Annotated in this window: 16 protein-coding genes; 6 read left to right on the plus strand and 10 right to left on the minus strand. The window is 34.6% G+C overall.

What is annotated here, in order from left to right:
* Positions 1 to 143 precede the first annotated feature (143 nt).
* Entirely contained in the window at positions 144 to 1,490 is a 1,347-nt protein-coding gene (locus tag BG262_RS08050) for a glucose-6-phosphate isomerase (protein ID WP_070788377.1), read from the minus strand.
* Positions 1,491 to 1,664: 174 nt separating this feature from the next.
* Between BG262_RS08050 and BG262_RS08055 the strand changes: the two genes are divergently transcribed.
* From BG262_RS08055 to BG262_RS08065, 3 genes are all read left to right on the plus strand, one after another.
* On the plus strand, positions 1,665 to 2,849 hold the full coding sequence (locus BG262_RS08055) for a BaiN/RdsA family NAD(P)/FAD-dependent oxidoreductase (protein WP_070788378.1): 1,185 nt from the start codon (positions 1,665 to 1,667) through the stop codon (positions 2,847 to 2,849).
* Between the two features lie 295 nt (positions 2,850 to 3,144).
* A complete protein-coding gene (gene yjeM / locus BG262_RS08060) occupies positions 3,145 to 4,635 on the plus strand; it encodes a glutamate/gamma-aminobutyrate family transporter YjeM (RefSeq protein WP_070788379.1) in 1,491 nt (496 codons plus the stop codon).
* Positions 4,636 to 4,734: 99 nt separating this feature from the next.
* The gene (locus BG262_RS08065) at positions 4,735 to 5,160 is read left to right on the plus strand and encodes a hypothetical protein (RefSeq protein WP_070788380.1); all 426 of its coding nucleotides are present in this window, start codon (positions 4,735 to 4,737) and stop codon (positions 5,158 to 5,160) included.
* Positions 5,161 to 5,327: 167 nt separating this feature from the next.
* On the opposite strand, the gene tsaD is transcribed toward BG262_RS08065, so the two are convergent.
* The 4 genes from tsaD to tsaB are packed head-to-tail and all read right to left on the minus strand — an operon-like array spanning position 5,328 to position 8,014.
* Positions 5,328 to 6,341, minus strand: coding sequence for a tRNA (adenosine(37)-N6)-threonylcarbamoyltransferase complex transferase subunit TsaD (tsaD, locus tag BG262_RS08070; protein WP_070788381.1), 1,014 nt, complete (start codon positions 6,339 to 6,341; stop codon positions 5,328 to 5,330).
* 2 nt (positions 6,342 to 6,343) lie between these two features.
* Entirely contained in the window at positions 6,344 to 6,796 is a 453-nt protein-coding gene (gene rimI, locus BG262_RS08075; protein ID WP_070788382.1) for a ribosomal protein S18-alanine N-acetyltransferase, read from the minus strand.
* Entirely contained in the window at positions 6,796 to 7,347 is a 552-nt protein-coding gene (gene rimI, locus BG262_RS08080; protein ID WP_070788383.1) for a ribosomal protein S18-alanine N-acetyltransferase, read from the minus strand. The genes rimI (BG262_RS08075) and rimI (BG262_RS08080) overlap by 1 nt, the downstream gene beginning before the upstream one ends.
* Complete coding sequence (gene tsaB, locus BG262_RS08085; protein ID WP_070788384.1) at positions 7,310 to 8,014, minus strand: tRNA (adenosine(37)-N6)-threonylcarbamoyltransferase complex dimerization subunit type 1 TsaB; 705 nt, start codon at positions 8,012 to 8,014, stop codon at positions 7,310 to 7,312. Before tsaB ends, rimI (BG262_RS08080) begins: the two co-directional genes overlap by 38 nt.
* A gap of 184 nt (positions 8,015 to 8,198) precedes the next feature.
* On the opposite strand from tsaB, the gene BG262_RS08090 reads away from it, so the two are divergent.
* On the plus strand, positions 8,199 to 8,429 hold the full coding sequence (locus BG262_RS08090; RefSeq protein ID WP_070788385.1) for an RNA polymerase epsilon subunit: 231 nt from the start codon (positions 8,199 to 8,201) through the stop codon (positions 8,427 to 8,429).
* Positions 8,430 to 8,490: 61 nt separating this feature from the next.
* Positions 8,491 to 10,179, plus strand: coding sequence for a ribonuclease J1 (gene rnjA, locus BG262_RS08095; protein ID WP_070788386.1), 1,689 nt, complete (start codon positions 8,491 to 8,493; stop codon positions 10,177 to 10,179).
* 94 nt (positions 10,180 to 10,273) lie between these two features.
* Here the strand turns inward: rnjA and BG262_RS08100 are convergent, their stop codons facing one another.
* The 4 genes from BG262_RS08100 to miaA are packed head-to-tail and all read right to left on the minus strand — an operon-like array spanning position 10,274 to position 13,995.
* Positions 10,274 to 11,167, minus strand: a complete 894-nt coding sequence (locus tag BG262_RS08100) for an SPFH domain-containing protein (protein ID WP_070788387.1) — start codon at positions 11,165 to 11,167, stop codon at positions 10,274 to 10,276.
* A 20-nt stretch (positions 11,168 to 11,187) separates the two neighbouring features.
* A complete protein-coding gene (locus BG262_RS08105; protein WP_070788388.1) occupies positions 11,188 to 11,868 on the minus strand; it encodes a hypothetical protein in 681 nt (226 codons plus the stop codon).
* A complete protein-coding gene (gene hflX / locus BG262_RS08110) occupies positions 11,855 to 13,102 on the minus strand; it encodes a GTPase HflX (RefSeq protein WP_070788389.1) in 1,248 nt (415 codons plus the stop codon). The genes BG262_RS08105 and hflX overlap by 14 nt, the downstream gene beginning before the upstream one ends.
* Positions 13,099 to 13,995 (minus strand): tRNA (adenosine(37)-N6)-dimethylallyltransferase MiaA, encoded by an 897-nt coding sequence (gene miaA / locus BG262_RS08115; RefSeq protein WP_070788390.1) that lies wholly within the window; start codon positions 13,993 to 13,995, stop codon positions 13,099 to 13,101. The genes hflX and miaA overlap by 4 nt, the downstream gene beginning before the upstream one ends.
* A gap of 199 nt (positions 13,996 to 14,194) precedes the next feature.
* Here miaA and BG262_RS08120 point away from each other — a divergent pair, with 199 nt between their 5' ends.
* Positions 14,195 to 14,362 carry a DUF3042 family protein gene (locus BG262_RS08120; protein ID WP_070788391.1) on the plus strand — a complete coding sequence of 56 codons (168 nt, stop codon included), beginning with the start codon at positions 14,195 to 14,197 and terminating at the stop codon, positions 14,360 to 14,362.
* A gap of 90 nt (positions 14,363 to 14,452) precedes the next feature.
* On the opposite strand, the gene BG262_RS08125 is transcribed toward BG262_RS08120, so the two are convergent.
* Positions 14,453 to 14,998: a YtxH domain-containing protein gene (locus tag BG262_RS08125; protein ID WP_070788392.1), complete on the minus strand. Its 546-nt coding sequence runs from the start codon at positions 14,996 to 14,998 to the stop codon at positions 14,453 to 14,455.

Consider the following 14,998-nt stretch of genomic DNA (forward strand, 5'->3'; position numbering starts at 1 on the left):
TTAAACCTTTCACGAAACTTGCTTAAAACTTAATCCAAACTTTAAGATTCCTTAAAAACAAAAAATGTACCTTTCTATAAGAAAAATACATTCAAATAAAAAAGGGTGAACCGAAAGTTCATCCTTTTTCTTTATAATTTTGATTATAGGCGAGAATTTAATTCTTTACCTAGTTCTTCATATCCTGGTTTACCAAGTAATGCAAACATATTTTTCTTATATGCCTCAACACCTGGTTGGTCAAATGGATTAATGGCATTCAAGTAGCCAGAAAGTGAAATTGCAATTTCAAAGAAGTAAATTGCATAACCTAATGTAAATTCATCTTGTTCTGGAAGACTTACGATCATATTTGGAACTCCACCATCTGTATGAGCAAGCAACACTCCGTCAGCAGCTTTCTTATTAACATAGTCTACATCCTTACCTTGAAGGTAACCAAGACCATCTAAATCTTCATCAAGACTAGGGATTGTGATGTTTTTTGTAGGTTTGTCAACACGAACGACTGTTTCAAACATAATACGTGCACCTTCTTGGATGAATTGTCCTAGAGAGTGTAAGTCTGTTGAGAAGTTTGCTGAAGTTGGATAAATTCCTTTTTGATCCTTACCTTCAGATTCACCAGCAAGTTGTTTCCACCATTCTGAGAAGTATTGAAGACTTGGTTCATAGTTCGCAAGAATTTCAGTTGCGTATCCTTTACGATAAAGAATATTACGAAGTGCTGCATATTGATATGCTTCATTTTCTGAAATCTTATCAGAAGTATATTCCTTACGTGCTGCATTGGCTCCATCCATTAATGCTTGAATATCAGCTCCACTTGCAGCAATTGGAAGTAAACCAACGGGAGTAAGAACTGAAAAGCGTCCGCCAACATCATCTGGAACTACAAAAGTTTCCCAACCTTCAGCATCAGCTTCAACTTTAACAGCTCCACGAGATTTGTCAGTTGTAGCATAAATACGTTTATTAGCTTCTTCTTTACCATATTTCTTAACTAAAAGTTCTTTAAATACACGGAAAGCAATAGCAGGTTCTGTTGTAGTTCCTGATTTTGAAATTACATTTACAGAGAATTCTTTATCAGCAACATATTCAACTAAGTCAGATAAATAAGTCGAAGAAATTGAATTACCAGCGTAAAGAATTTGTGGTGCTTTACGTTCTTCTTTAGATTGTAGATTTACAAATGAATTACTCAAGAAATCAATTGCAGCGCGTGCTCCAAGGTAAGAACCACCAATACCAATAACTACAAGAACTTCTGAATCAGATTGAATTTTTTCAGCTGCTTTTTGAATACGAGCAAATTCATCCTTATCATAGTTTTCAGGTAAGTCTAACCAACCTAGGAAATCAGAACCCGCACCAGTTCCTTTACGAATTAATTCATCAGCTGCTGTTACTTGACTTTGCATATAATCAAGTTCATGATCAGCAACAAATGGTGCTAATTTACTATAATCAAATTTAATATGAGCCATAATATCCTCCAAATTTTTCTATTTAGTGAACTTATCCACTAAATTAGTCTTTCACAGTAATTTTATCCTTTTTCTATTCATTTTTCAACACATTGAAAACATTTTCACTCAAGCGCTTGCATTATTTCAAGCGATAAAGCTGAATATAAAATAAACTTGTGCTAAAATTAAACCATGAATAAATATGACACAATAGTAATCGGTGGCGGGCCTTCTGGTATGATGGCATCCATAGGATCTAGCTACTACGGACATTCAACAATACTTATTGAAAAAAATAGACGTCTCGGTAAAAAACTTTCTATGACAGGCGGTGGGCGTTGCAATGTCACAAACAACGCTAATATTGATGAAATTATCGAAAATATACCTGGTAACGGAAGATTCCTCCACTCAACATTTTCACAATTTGACAACAAAGACATAATAAACTTCTTTCAGGATAATGGTACTCCACTAAAAGAAGAAGACCATGGTCGCATGTTTCCAACAACAGATAAATCAATGACTATAATCAATGCTCTAATTGATAAAATGAAAGAACTTGGGGTTACCATTAAAACTAAAGTCGAAGTTGTTTCGGTCAAAAAGACTGGCAATTTTTTCATGGTTAAAACTAGTGACAAGGAAGAGTATGAAGCAAGTCGTGTCATTGTAGCTACAGGTGGTAAAACTTACCCATCTACTGGCTCAACAGGATTTGGTCATGAAATTGCAAGACGATTTGATATTCCACTTACTGATCTAAGACCTTCCGAAAGTCCATTAATAATGGATAAACCAATTAGAGACCTTCAGGGAATTTCAATGGATGATGTGACTGTAAAAGTAGGAAAAAAGACTATTGTCCACGATATTCTTTTTACTCATTTTGGTTTGTCAGGTCCTGCAGCACTCAGAGCATCAACTTATATTAAAGAACCAACAAATATTTATTTGGATCTTTTTGCTAATCTCAATCAAGAAGAACTTGTAAAAAAATGGTTAACTTTTGATGAGAATAAGGCTATAAAAAACTCTCTTAAAGGTGAATTTCAAGAGCGAGTTTTACTATATTTATTAAATATAATTGGAATTGACCCACAAATTCCTCTTAAACAAGTAAGTAAGCAGAAATTACAAGAACTTGCTCACCTAGCTAAGAATTGGGAGCTATCAATCGAAAAAACTTTTTCTCTTGAAAAATCTTTTGTAACCGCTGGTGGTGTTGAACTAAAAAGTATAAATCCGAAGACTTTGGAGTCGAAAACTGTTCCCGGACTGTATTTTGTCGGTGAAGTTTTAGATATTAATGCCCATACTGGTGGATACAACATCACTTCTGCCCTTGCTACTGGTTGGGTGGCAGGGACTAATTAAGGGGAAATTTATGGCGATTAAGATACGTAATGAACTATCAACTTGGGTATCTCAATCATTTAAATTAGCGTATAAGTTAACAAAAAATTCAGAAAAAACTTCCCGTTAAATCTAACAGGAAGTTTTTTTATATAGCTAATATGTTTTTATTTGTCCTAATTTAAAAATTTCAATAATTTACTTGTGTTTCTCTTTTTTTAATTATAAAGTAGAGAGTGGGAAAATTTCTTGTATTTATTGCAATCACATGCTTTTTTTATGCAATATTTTCTACAAAAATTATGGGAGTATTTTTATGTCAAAAACTCAAAAAGGTATGAGCCTTGGAGCATTAGTTCTGATGATTTTTACCTCTGTATTTGGATTTGCAAACGGACCGGTTGCTTATTATTTAATGGGTTATGGATCAATAATCTTTTATGTCCTAGCAGCAATCTTCTTCTTCATTCCATTTGCTCTAATGATGGCTGAATATGGTTCAGCAATTAAAGGGGAGAATAGTGGAATGTATAAGTGGCTTGAGGTCAGTGTAAGCCCACGCTTTGCATTTGTTGCAACTTTCATGTGGTTTGCTTCATATGTAATTTGGATGGTTTCTACATCATCTAAAGTCTTCATTCCACTTACAACCGCATTTGCTGGAAGTGACCAAACTCAAAAGCTTAGTATGTTTGGACTAACTTCTACTCAAATTGTAGGTCTAATGGCGTGTCTATGGATGATAACTGTTACCTTTATTTCAATCAAAGGTGTCAAAGGAATTGTAAAAGTTACGAGTCTTGGTGGTCTAGCTGTTACTAGCTTAAACGCTGTATTACTAGTAATTTCAGGTATTATTTTAGTAGCTAATGGCGGTAAGCTAGCTCAACCATTTGAGCACATTATGTCTTCTCCAAACCCTGCTTACCAAAGCCCACTTGCTATGCTTGGATTTGCTGTATTTGCAATTTTTGCCTATGGTGGTCTTGAAACTTTGGGAGCAATGGTCGATAAGACTGATAAGCCTGAAAAAACTTTCCCAAGAGCAATTATCATCTCAGCTATAGTTATCTCAGTAGGTTATGCCTTAGGTATATTCCTATGGGGAGTATCAACAAATTGGGATACTGTTCTTTCAGGTAAAACAACCAACCTCGGTAACATCAGCTATGTTATGATGAATAACTTAGGTTTTGAATTTGGTAAGGCTATCGGACTCAAAGAAGCAGCCGCAATTACTATGGGTAATTGGTTTGCTAGATATACTGGTCTTGGTATGTTCCTAGCTTATAGTGGTGCTTTCTTCTCTTTAACTTATTCACCGCTTAAAACATTAATTATGGGTACACCTAAAAAATTATGGCCTAAAAAATTCACTGTCTTGAACAAAAATGGTATGCCAAGTTACGCAATGTGGATTCAATGTGCCTTAGTAGTAACAATTATTCTAGTCGCATCATTTGGTGCAAGTGATCCTAGACAATTCTACAATGTATTAACTTTAATGGCCAATGTTTCAATAACCTTGCCATACCTATTCTTAATTTATGCCTTCCCTAAATTTAAGAAAAAAGAAGGTTTAGATCGTCCATTCCAAGTTTATAAATCATATTCTACTACTGTTATTGTTAGTACAGTCGTGTTTATATTAGTTCTTGGTGCCAATGTTTTCACAATTATACAACCAATCATTGATGGAGCAGGTCCAAAAGATACAATATGGATGCTTGCAGGACCTATTGGATTCTCAATAATTAGTATCTTAATTTATCAAGCATATGTTAATAGAACAAAAAACGATAAATAATTACTTAAAAAGAGCTTCGAGGCTCTTTTTTTGTGTTATTTATATAAATAAAGTGTCATAATTACTATTAATACTATCAGCTTAAGAGAAAGGTACACCATGGCTATTAAATTTCATAGAAAAACTGGTTTTATAGGTATACTTGTAAAGATAAACATTTATATTGATGGTAAAAAAATTGCCAAAATATGTAATGAAGATTATACAACAATAGAAAACACAAAAGAAGTTAACTCCGTTCGAGTTGGAACTATTGGAGGTTATAGTAAGGTAACAAATATACCTGACAATTCACTTGTTACAATAACTACAAATAAAAAATGCTATTATGTACTAATTTCTATCCCTCTGATTCAAATTTTTTTATCAAATAATGTATTTAACAATCAATATAATCGTCTAACTTCAGTCGTAGCAATCTTAGCTATAATCATTTTCTATTTTGCATATGTTAAAGATAATAGCTATAAGCTCACTGTATTTTCTATAGAAGATGAAGAAAAACAAGAAAATAAATATCAATAGCGATATCGAAACCCACTTGATAATTAACTCTCATGCGAGATTCAATTATCAAGTGGGTTTTTTAATATCATACTTTATAAGTGTTCGTAATTCTTCGAATTACTCCTACTTCGCTAATTCCATTAGCTACGATGTCGATAAAACTTAAGCAAGTAAACTTGCTAGTTTTAATCGCTACTAACTTCAAAGCTCAGGCTAGGGATTGCGTTTAGGTTTAGTGGTGCGAAGTTTTCTTTTTCGTATTCACAGACGCTTGCTGCTGCAATCATTCCTGCGTTATCTCCACATAGTCTTAATGGTGGGATAATAACTTTGGTATCTGTAATCTCTTCTGCTAAGCGTTCTCTTAACCCTTGGTTAGCGGCAACTCCACCCGCAACAACTAAGTTTTTAACTGGATATTGCGCAAGTGCTTTTTTAGTTTTTGCAAGTAGGATATCAAGAACTGCAGCTTGAAATGATGCAGATAAGTCTTCGTTTGATAAAGTTTCACCTTTTTGATCTGCATTATGTTTTAGATTAATGAAAGCCGATTTAAGTCCACTGAAACTGAACTCTAAATTATTTTCCTTAATCATGGCGCGTGGAAAATTGTAAATATCCTTGCCAATATGAGCTAGTTGATCAATTTCACGGCCACTTGGATAAGTAAGCCCCATTACACGACCAACCTTGTCATAGGCCTCACCAACTGCATCATCACGAGTTTCACCTACTATTTTGTATGAACCTGGTTCTTCAACATAGACCAGTTCAGTATGCCCACCAGAAACCAAAAGGGCTAAAAGTGGAAATTCTAATTCATCAACCAGGCGTGCAGCCCAAAGATGACCTGCCATATGATTAACAGGAATTAATGGCAAACTATTTGCCCAAGCAAAAGCTTTTGCCGCAGCAACACCAACTAAAAGTGCCCCAACTAGACCTGGACCATAAGTCACAGCAACAGCATCAAGTTGGTCAACTTCAACATCAGCCTCAGCTAACGCCTCATCAATACACAGAGTAATCTGTTCTACGTGGTGGCGACTAGCAACCTCTGGCACTACTCCGCCAAATCGTTTATGACTAACAATTTGACTAGCAATAATATTCGACAATAATTCATCGTCATTTTTCAAAACAGCCACACTAGTTTCGTCACAAGACGTTTCAATGGCTAAAATATATCTATCTTTCATCTTTATAATCTTTCTAAACGCATTAAAATTGCATCTTCCGTGGGATTTTTATAATAATTTTTTCGTTCATGAAAAGCTTGAAAATTATACTTTTTATATAAGCTCTTAGCAACTTCATTTGATTTTCGGACCTCTAGAAAAAAAGTTCCATCAAATTTCAATAGTCGACTCAATAAATCCGATGAAATTCCTTGCCCCCTGAAATCTTGAATAACCGCAACATTAGTGATTTCAATCTCATCCATTACTTCCACCGCTGATAAGAATCCTATTGGTTTTTCCTCGTGATAAGCCAAAAAATAGATAGTATCTACTTTTAATAAATCAGAAAATGTCTGTTCAAAAGTCCACGGTGGAGTATCATAAACATCACTTAGAATAAGATGAACATCGATCGCTATATCTCTTAAACAATCTAAATCAGGATTTATTCGTTTAATATATAATTCTCTCATCAATTCTCATCATCCAATAAATTTTTTTCCATCCATAAGCCATCACTTCCATCATCATAATATTCAGGTAAAATTTTTTCACTTAAAAATCCATTTGATCTGTATAAGGCTTGAGCTACCTGATTAGTTAGCTTCACTTCTAAACTAATTTTATTAATTCCTAATTTTTGACACAGATCTTCAACTTGAGCTAAAAAATTTTTAGCAATTCCTCTATGTTGGAATTCTTTTTTTACAGCAAGATTAGTAACATGAATACTATCTTCATGAAAATCAATTCTTGTACCAATGAATGCTATTGGTTTATCATTTTTAGCCGCAATTAAGAAGTTTGCATTGGGATTCTTTTCAATCTCAAATTCGAAATGACTATAAGTCCATGGAGTATCTCCATCATAAACGTCTCTTTCAATTGCAAGTAAATAAAAAATATCTGATTTTTCTGCTAAACAATAATAAAAACCATCAATTTTTTCATCAAAATTCAATCCTTTGAGACCAAATAATCGCTGATTAAATTTTGTTAATATATCCTGTATCTTTATCTTCATGATGTGTTTCAAGCCATTTTTCTTCTGCTTCAACTCGTTTCAAATATTCTGGAACAAATGTGTGAATTTCCACTGGTTCCATTTCTACTCCGACAAGAGCTATTTGATAGGCTGAAGGTAATTTTAATAATGAGTCATTAATTACTCTTGCATTTGGAAGTTTTTCTGAGATATCGTCGATAAAATTATCAACTTCTCCTGTAAATACAATTTCTTCATCTCTTTCTTGCAAGAGTGGCACTAAATCATCAAATGATGTGTGTCTATCTGTAATCACAGATTCTCCATTCAAGTAAGCCCCTGCGTATACATTTTTTCTTCTTGCATCCATCAAAGGTACTACAAGTGATGATGTATCAAGGTTCTTTGCCATAGCCTGCAAGCTTGATACACCAACAAGTTCAATATCTAAACTATAGGCCAGTGTTTTGGCTGTTGTCACAGCAATTCTAAGTCCTGTATATGACCCTGGCCCTTTTGCTACTGCAATACGGTCCAAATCTTTTGGTTTGAGACCAACTTGCGCCATCAGAAAATCAATGGCAGGCATTAGAGTGATACTATGATTTTTCTTTATATTTAAGGTAACTTGACCTAGAATATCTCCATCTTCGACAAGTGCTACTGCAAGAGCTTTTGAAGATGTATCGAATGCTAAGATTTTCATTACTACCTCTTTTACTTATTCTTTTTATTGTTTATTTTAAATTTATACTTTTTGCAACCCTTACTATTTTATGCTATTATAGTGATAATTGCAATCATGCGACCTTTGGGTGCACAGGCAAAATATAGTTAATAACTATAATACCTTCGTGGTACAAAAATTTAACATTCAGGAGAAATAAAACATGCTATTTAAAGTATTTTACCAAGAAACAAAACTACGTTCACCAAAACGTGAAACAACTAAATCACTATACGTTGAACTTGATAATGTAGATGCAAAAACAGGAATCGTTGAAGTACGTCAACTAGTTGCAGATAACACACCTTACAATGTTGAATTTATTGATGCTCTATCTAAGGAAGCAGAAGAGTATGAAAGAGAATCTGAGGGTTTCAAGATTACAAAATTTTAATAAAGAATGCAAAAAGTCCTAAATTAGGATGCTTTTTGCGTATATAAAAACAGGAGAAAGAATGTCTACAAAACTAAATATTAAGAATAATGAAGTCGGTGTCTTTGCCATCGGTGGATTGGGAGAAATAGGTAAAAATACCTATGGTATCCAATATCAAGATGAAATTATTCTGATTGATGCTGGTATCAAATTCCCAGAAGACGACCTATTAGGTGTTGATTACGTCATACCTGATTATAGCTTTATTGTTGATAACATTGACCGTATTAAAGGTCTGTTTATCACACACGGTCATGAAGACCACATAGGAGGAATCCCCTTCCTTCTAAAGCAAGCTAATATTCCCATTTATGCGGGACCATTAGCACTTGCTCTTATACGTGGTAAACTTGAAGAACATGGTCTTTTACGCGATGCTACTCTATATGAAATTAACGAAAACAGCGTTATTAAATTCCGTAAAACTAGTGTAAGTTTCTTCAACACTACTCACTCAATTCCAGAGCCACTTGGTGTTGTTGTTCAAACACCGCCAGGAAAGATTGTCGCTACTGGTGACTTTAAATTTGACTTTACTCCAGTTGGTAAACCAGCGGATTTACATCGCATGGCACAACTCGGTGACGAAGGAGTGTTACTTCTTCTTTCAGATTCTACAAATGCCGAAATACCAACTTTCTCTCATAGTGAAAAAGTTGTTGGCCAATCAATTCTAAAAATCTTCGAAAAAATTGAAGGACGAATTATCTTCGCAAGTTTCGCCTCAAATATTTTCCGTTTACAACAAGCTGTTGAAGCAGCCGTTAAGACTGGTCGTAAAGTTGTTGTGTTTGGTCGTAGTATGGAGAAAGCTATTGTTAATGGTCTTGAACTTGGATACATAAAAGCTCCGAAAGGAACTTTTATCGAACCACATGAAGTTAACCAATATCCTGGTAATGAAATATTAATCATGTGTACAGGTAGTCAAGGTGAGCCAATGGCTGCTCTCAGTCGTATTGCTAACGGAATGCATAGACAGGTTACACTTCAACCTGGTGACACAGTAGTTTTCTCATCTAATGCAATTCCAGGTAATACTCATGGAGTTAATCAACTTATTAATTCAATCTCTGAAGCAGGAGCTAAAGTTATCTATGGTAAGATGAATAATATCCATACATCAGGTCATGGTGGACAACAAGAGCAAAAACTTATGCTTCGCCTTATCAAACCTAAATATTTCATGCCCGTTCACGGTGAGTATCGTATGTTAAAAATTCATGCTGGGCTTGCTCAAGATACAGGTGTACCAAAAGAAAATTGCTTTATTATGGAAAATGGTGATGTACTCGCCTTAACAAAAGATACTGCTCGTCCTGCTGGTCACTTTAATGCTCAAGATACTTACGTTGATGGATCAGGTATTGGAGATATCGGAAGTGCAGTACTTCGTGATCGCCATGAACTATCTGATGACGGTGTTGTTCTCGCAGTCGCAACTGTTGACTTCAAGTCTAAGTTAATTCTTGCAGGACCTGATCTTCTAAGCCGTGGATTTATTTATATGCGCGGATCAGGTGACTTAATTAGAAGTAGTCAACGTGTACTTTTCAATGCCATTCGCAAAGCACTTAACGCTGAAAATGCAAATGAATCAACTGTGGCCAAGGCAATGACTGACTCACTTCGCCCATTCTTATACAAGGAAACTGAACGAAATCCAATCATTATTCCAATGGTACTTACACCAGACGAAGAAAAATAAACTAATTTACAAGACGACTCATAAATGTCGTCTTTTTAATATACAATAATACAAAAACGACCTACCAAAGTAAGTCGTTTTCCTTTTTATTAATTTATTTAGTAGCTTTTAGAGCAGAGAGAATTTGTGTTCTAATATCATCTGCACCTTCTGGACTAGCTGGTAGGAAAATTGATGAATTTCCATGTTCAGCAAATTGATTCAAGGTGTCAAGATATTGGTTAGTCAATAAGATTGACATAATTTCATCTTCACTAATATGAACTCCAGATTCCTTCATTTCAAGGATTGAAGCTGATAAACCATCAACAATTGCCTTACGTTGTTCGGCAATACCAACCCCATGAAGTCTGTCTTTTTCAGCTTCTGCTTCTGCTGCAGTTACAACTTTGATTTTATCAGCCTTAGCAAGTTCCTGGGCTGCTTCACGTTTACGCTGTGCTGCATTTATTTCATTCATTGATTGTTTAACTTCAGCATCTGGATCAACTTTGGTAATCAGAGTTTTAACAATCATATAGCCATATGTTTCCATCTCTTCTGCCACTTGATGTTGTACTTCCAAAGCTATTTCATCTTTTTTCTCAAAAAGTTCATCTAAAGTTAATTTTGGTACACTTGAGCGAAGTGCATCTTCAATGTAAGACTTGATTTGTTCTACTGGATTCATCAATTTATAGTATGCATCCGTAATATTTTGTTCGTTTACACGGTATTGAGTTGCTACATTCATTTGAACGAATACATTATCACGTGTTTTTGTTTCAACAGTCATCTCGCTTTGAATAAGACGAAGTTGCACGCGCGCTGCAATTCTATCAATCCCAAAAGGAAGTTTAACATGGATTCCTGATCCAGCAGTTGTATGAAACTTACCAAAACGTTCAATGATTGCAACTGTCTGTTGCTTAACTACATAAAATAAAGTTCCAGCTGCTGCTATGAAAAATAACAGTATAATAGCTAAAATTACTAAAAATGCCCACATAATTCACCCTCCATAATAGGTTAAGATTTTAGAAAGACTCTAAGTTTTTCTTGACTATATTGTAGCACTTTATCACAATCAAAACCAACTATTTTTGAAAGTTTTTTTATCTCTTCTAAATTATCAGATTCAATTACCAAATATGACTTATAGTAAGTAATTACCGAGCTTGGAAACTGCGGTAGTACCTTTTTATTCAAAGGTTCTTCATCATAATATTTTACTGGTACTAGTTCAATCATAGCAATCCCCTGATCCATATTCACTGCATATGATGGAAATAATGTTGCTAACTGGAGTATAACTTCTTCCTTAGCCAAAACTCTACTATTCTCTGGGAAAGCAATAGCCTCTCCTGTTTCATTCTTAAAGATAAAACCATAGGATATACCTTGCAGGTTCAAGCGAATAAAACGATATGACGGATAGTCTGTCTGTCCCTCCTGTTGAAAACTAGGATTTTCATTAAAGTTTCCCAAAGCTTTACTCAAATCAAGAAAATAATCTAAAGCAGCTTCCGAGTCTTTTTTCTGATAAAGCTCTGAAAAATAGGCATTAACAACACTAGCTGGAGGCGTAACGAAAGCAAGTTTTTCCGCATCAGTTGATAAATTTTCAAGAGAATTACTTAAAAGAACCTTATCCATCTCCATATATCCACCATACTTCAGCGCCAAATCAATCCATTTAGATGTGCTCATAATCTTCAATCCTCCACTCTTGGTTTTTAGCAATTGAACCTTTGATTTTATAGGAATCATCCAGTTCATCCACCTCTTCAAGTAAGGTAATCTTCTTCAAATCAGGCAACTTATAAGATTCCGAATATGGAAGCTTAATAGTAAATGGCACAAATACCTCTTGTAGTAAATCTACGATAGTTTCCTTCAACTTCTTAATGTCATCCTTATTTTTTGCAGATATTAAAATATGTGGGTAAACCGTTGGTGTAAAATCATTGCCAGTAAGGTCTGCCTTATTGTATACATTCAGAACTGGAATATCTGACACATCAAGGTCTGACATGATTTTTTTAACTGTATCTTCATGTATTTCATGATCGGGATTAGATGCATCGATAACATGTATTAATAGGTCAACATCTGAACTTTCTTCTAGAGTAGACTTAAATGCATCAACTAATTCTGTTGGTAAATCTTGAATGAATCCTACAGTATCAGTCAGGGTTGCTATAAAGTCATCTTTTAAACTAAAATCTTTAGTGGTTGCATCTAAAGTAGCAAATAGCTCATCTTTTTCATATTGAATTTTATCAGTTAAAGCATTAAAAATACTAGATTTACCAGCATTAGTATATCCAATTAATCCAATTCTAAAAACACCAGATTTTTGACGCTTTTGACGAATATTAAGTCTAGTTTTTTCAGCTTTCTTGAGAGCCTTTTCGATATTTTCAATTCTAGTCCTAATGTATCGACGGTCCATTTCAAGTTGGCTTTCACCTGGTCCACGACTTCCAATCCCACCTGCTTGACGACTTAAGGCAATTCCTTTTCCTACCAAACGGGGTAGCATATATTTAAGCTGAGCAAGTTCAACTTGTAGCATACCTTCATAACTTTTTGCACGCGCAGCAAAGATATCTAAAATTAACTGCATACGGTCAATTACCTTAACTCCAAGGTACTCTTCTAGATTCATATTTTGTCTAGGAGATAATCGTTCATTAAAGACAACAGTATCAATTTCATCTGCTTCAATATTTTGCTTTATTTCTTCGAGTTTTCCTTTTCCAACCAAATAACGACCGTCAGCACGTTCACGCTTTTGAGTAAAGTCTAAAATTACTTCACCACCTGCAGTTGTTACTAAGCTTGCTAGCTCATCCATTGATACGGAGAAAGTCTTATAATTAGCTTCTGTCTCTACACCAACGATAGCAACCCGTTCTTTTTTTACTTCTGTTTCTATCAATTTATATCCTCCTTGTTCAAGAATTCTTCAACATCTTTCAAGACATTATTAGGAAATGCATCATCTAATACGTCGTAAAAATCAATGTTCATACGATTTTTAAACCAAGTAATTTGTCTTTTGGCATAATGCCTAGTATTTTTCTTAACAGTTTCTGTTGCTTCCTCTAAATCAATATGTCCATCAAAATAGGGGAAATATTCTTTGTAACCAATTGCTCTAGTAGCTTGTACGTCTGGGAATTTCTTGTATAGCATTTCTGCCTCTTCAAGGATTCCAATATTTGTCATAATATCGACACGTAAATTTATTCGGTCATATAGAGTTTGTCTATCCATATTTAAACCAACAAGCATAAACTCATACGGAGATTCTTGATTCTCTAAATCACTACCTAGCTCAAACTTCTCAATTTCTCTAATTAGTCTCCTACGATTAGGTTCTTGAACAAAAAGATTATAAGAGTTAAACAATTTTTCCAACTCTTCATCACTTAAATCTTCAAGTCCTACTCGTCGCTTTCTCATTGCCTCATGGTTATCTGAACCGCCCAAATGATAGCCTTCTATCAGGCTTTGAAGATAAAGTCCTGTTCCACCAACGATGATAGGAAGTTTCCCCCGCGAAATTATATCTTCTATCAATATATTAGCATCTGTCACAAAATCATGGGCAGAAAAATTCTCTGTTATTTCTTTAGTATCCAGCAAATGATGAGGAGCCTGTTCCTGCTCTTCTTTACTGGCTTTGGCTGTTCCTATATCAAGTCCTTTATAAACTTGCTGGGAGTCACCATTGATAATCTCTCCATTAAATTCTTGAGCAAGTTTGATACCTAGGGCTGTTTTCCCCACTGCGGTAGGACCTGCTACTACTATCACTTTATTTTTCATTTATTTTTCCAACTAATTATTTTTATGCCGATAAATATGGCTACTGTTTGTATTATACCATTAATTAGAGTTGATTCTAAACTAAAGAATTATAGCTAAACTCATGCTAATTTCATCCCATAGTCCCATATCAAATAAAGTGCCCTCAAATAAATTATATGTTATAATATTCTCATAACAACTAACGGAGGTACTTAACATGAAAAAATTTACTAAAGGTGTTCTTGCTGGTGTCGCTTCAAGTGTAGCTATTGCTGCAACTGGTGCGTTAACTTACAAAAAGAAAGTTATTGATCCTGAATTAGAAAAAGAAGCATTCGTTGAAGATAATCGTAGAAAAGCTGCTCGTAAACGTACAGCACGTTAATAATAAAAGGCTCAGGCCTTTTTATTTTTTCAAAAATATATAATATAAAAATGGATTAACCTCAGGGCTAATCCATTTTATTTCAATCAATTAAAAGTTATTAGAAGTATCTTCTTTGATATCCTCTGCTTTATCAACTACAGCATCTTTAACATCTTCAGCCTTATCAGTTAAATCTTCTTTAACATCTTTTGCTTTATCCTCGACATCGTTAAGAATATCAGTCATGTCAATTTGGTAGTCAAAATCGTCTTTTGAATTTTCAAATGCATCACGTAATTCTTCCTCAGAATAGTTTAAGTTTTCTTTTACTTTAGCAAAGCGTTCAAAAGCTTCTTCTTTCTTAGCATTTAGGAAATCTACAGCTGAATCTACTGAGATATCGCCATTTTCAATAGCTTCACGCAATTCAGCATATTTATCTTCAGCAAGATCACGAGCATCATACGCTTTATCAATAGCAGCATCTTTTAGCTCAGCAAATTTTGCTTGAGGATTTTCTTTGTATTCATTGAACTCATCTAATAAGTCTTCACGAAGATCTTCACCTTTTTTAGAAGCTGTTAAGTATGCTCCCGCTGCACCAAGTGCTGCACCAAGAAGTGCTCCTGCTAGAAATCCAGATTTTTTTGCCAT

The sequence above is a fragment of the Floricoccus penangensis genome, assembly GCF_001832885.1.
In the GTDB taxonomy this organism is placed as follows: domain Bacteria; phylum Bacillota; class Bacilli; order Lactobacillales; family Streptococcaceae; genus Floricoccus; species Floricoccus penangensis.

Bases quoted from the DNA above. Each gene is read 5' to 3' on its own strand.
- tsaB (WP_070788384.1), bottom strand. From the start codon at position 8,014: ATGAAAATCTTAGCATTCGATACATCTTCAAAAGCTCTTGCAGTAGCA.
- yjeM (WP_070788379.1), top strand. From the start codon at position 3,145: ATGTCAAAAACTCAAAAAGGTATGAGCCTTGGAGCATTAGTTCTGATG.
- rnjA (WP_070788386.1), top strand. From the start codon at position 8,491: ATGTCTACAAAACTAAATATTAAGAATAATGAAGTCGGTGTCTTTGCC.
- rimI (WP_070788382.1), bottom strand. From the start codon at position 6,796: ATGAGAGAATTATATATTAAACGAATAAATCCTGATTTAGATTGTTTA.
- BG262_RS08125 (WP_070788392.1), bottom strand. From the start codon at position 14,998: ATGGCAAAAAAATCTGGATTTCTAGCAGGAGCACTTCTTGGTGCAGCA.
- BG262_RS08065 (WP_070788380.1), top strand. From the start codon at position 4,735: ATGGCTATTAAATTTCATAGAAAAACTGGTTTTATAGGTATACTTGTA.
- BG262_RS08120 (WP_070788391.1), top strand. From the start codon at position 14,195: ATGAAAAAATTTACTAAAGGTGTTCTTGCTGGTGTCGCTTCAAGTGTA.
- BG262_RS08105 (WP_070788388.1), bottom strand. From the start codon at position 11,868: ATGAGCACATCTAAATGGATTGATTTGGCGCTGAAGTATGGTGGATAT.
- BG262_RS08055 (WP_070788378.1), top strand. From the start codon at position 1,665: ATGAATAAATATGACACAATAGTAATCGGTGGCGGGCCTTCTGGTATG.
- tsaD (WP_070788381.1), bottom strand. From the start codon at position 6,341: ATGAAAGATAGATATATTTTAGCCATTGAAACGTCTTGTGACGAAACT.
- miaA (WP_070788390.1), bottom strand. From the start codon at position 13,995: ATGAAAAATAAAGTGATAGTAGTAGCAGGTCCTACCGCAGTGGGGAAA.
- BG262_RS08100 (WP_070788387.1), bottom strand. From the start codon at position 11,167: ATGTGGGCATTTTTAGTAATTTTAGCTATTATACTGTTATTTTTCATA.
- BG262_RS08050 (WP_070788377.1), bottom strand. From the start codon at position 1,490: ATGGCTCATATTAAATTTGATTATAGTAAATTAGCACCATTTGTTGCT.
- BG262_RS08090 (WP_070788385.1), top strand. From the start codon at position 8,199: ATGCTATTTAAAGTATTTTACCAAGAAACAAAACTACGTTCACCAAAA.
- rimI (WP_070788383.1), bottom strand. From the start codon at position 7,347: ATGAAGATAAAGATACAGGATATATTAACAAAATTTAATCAGCGATTA.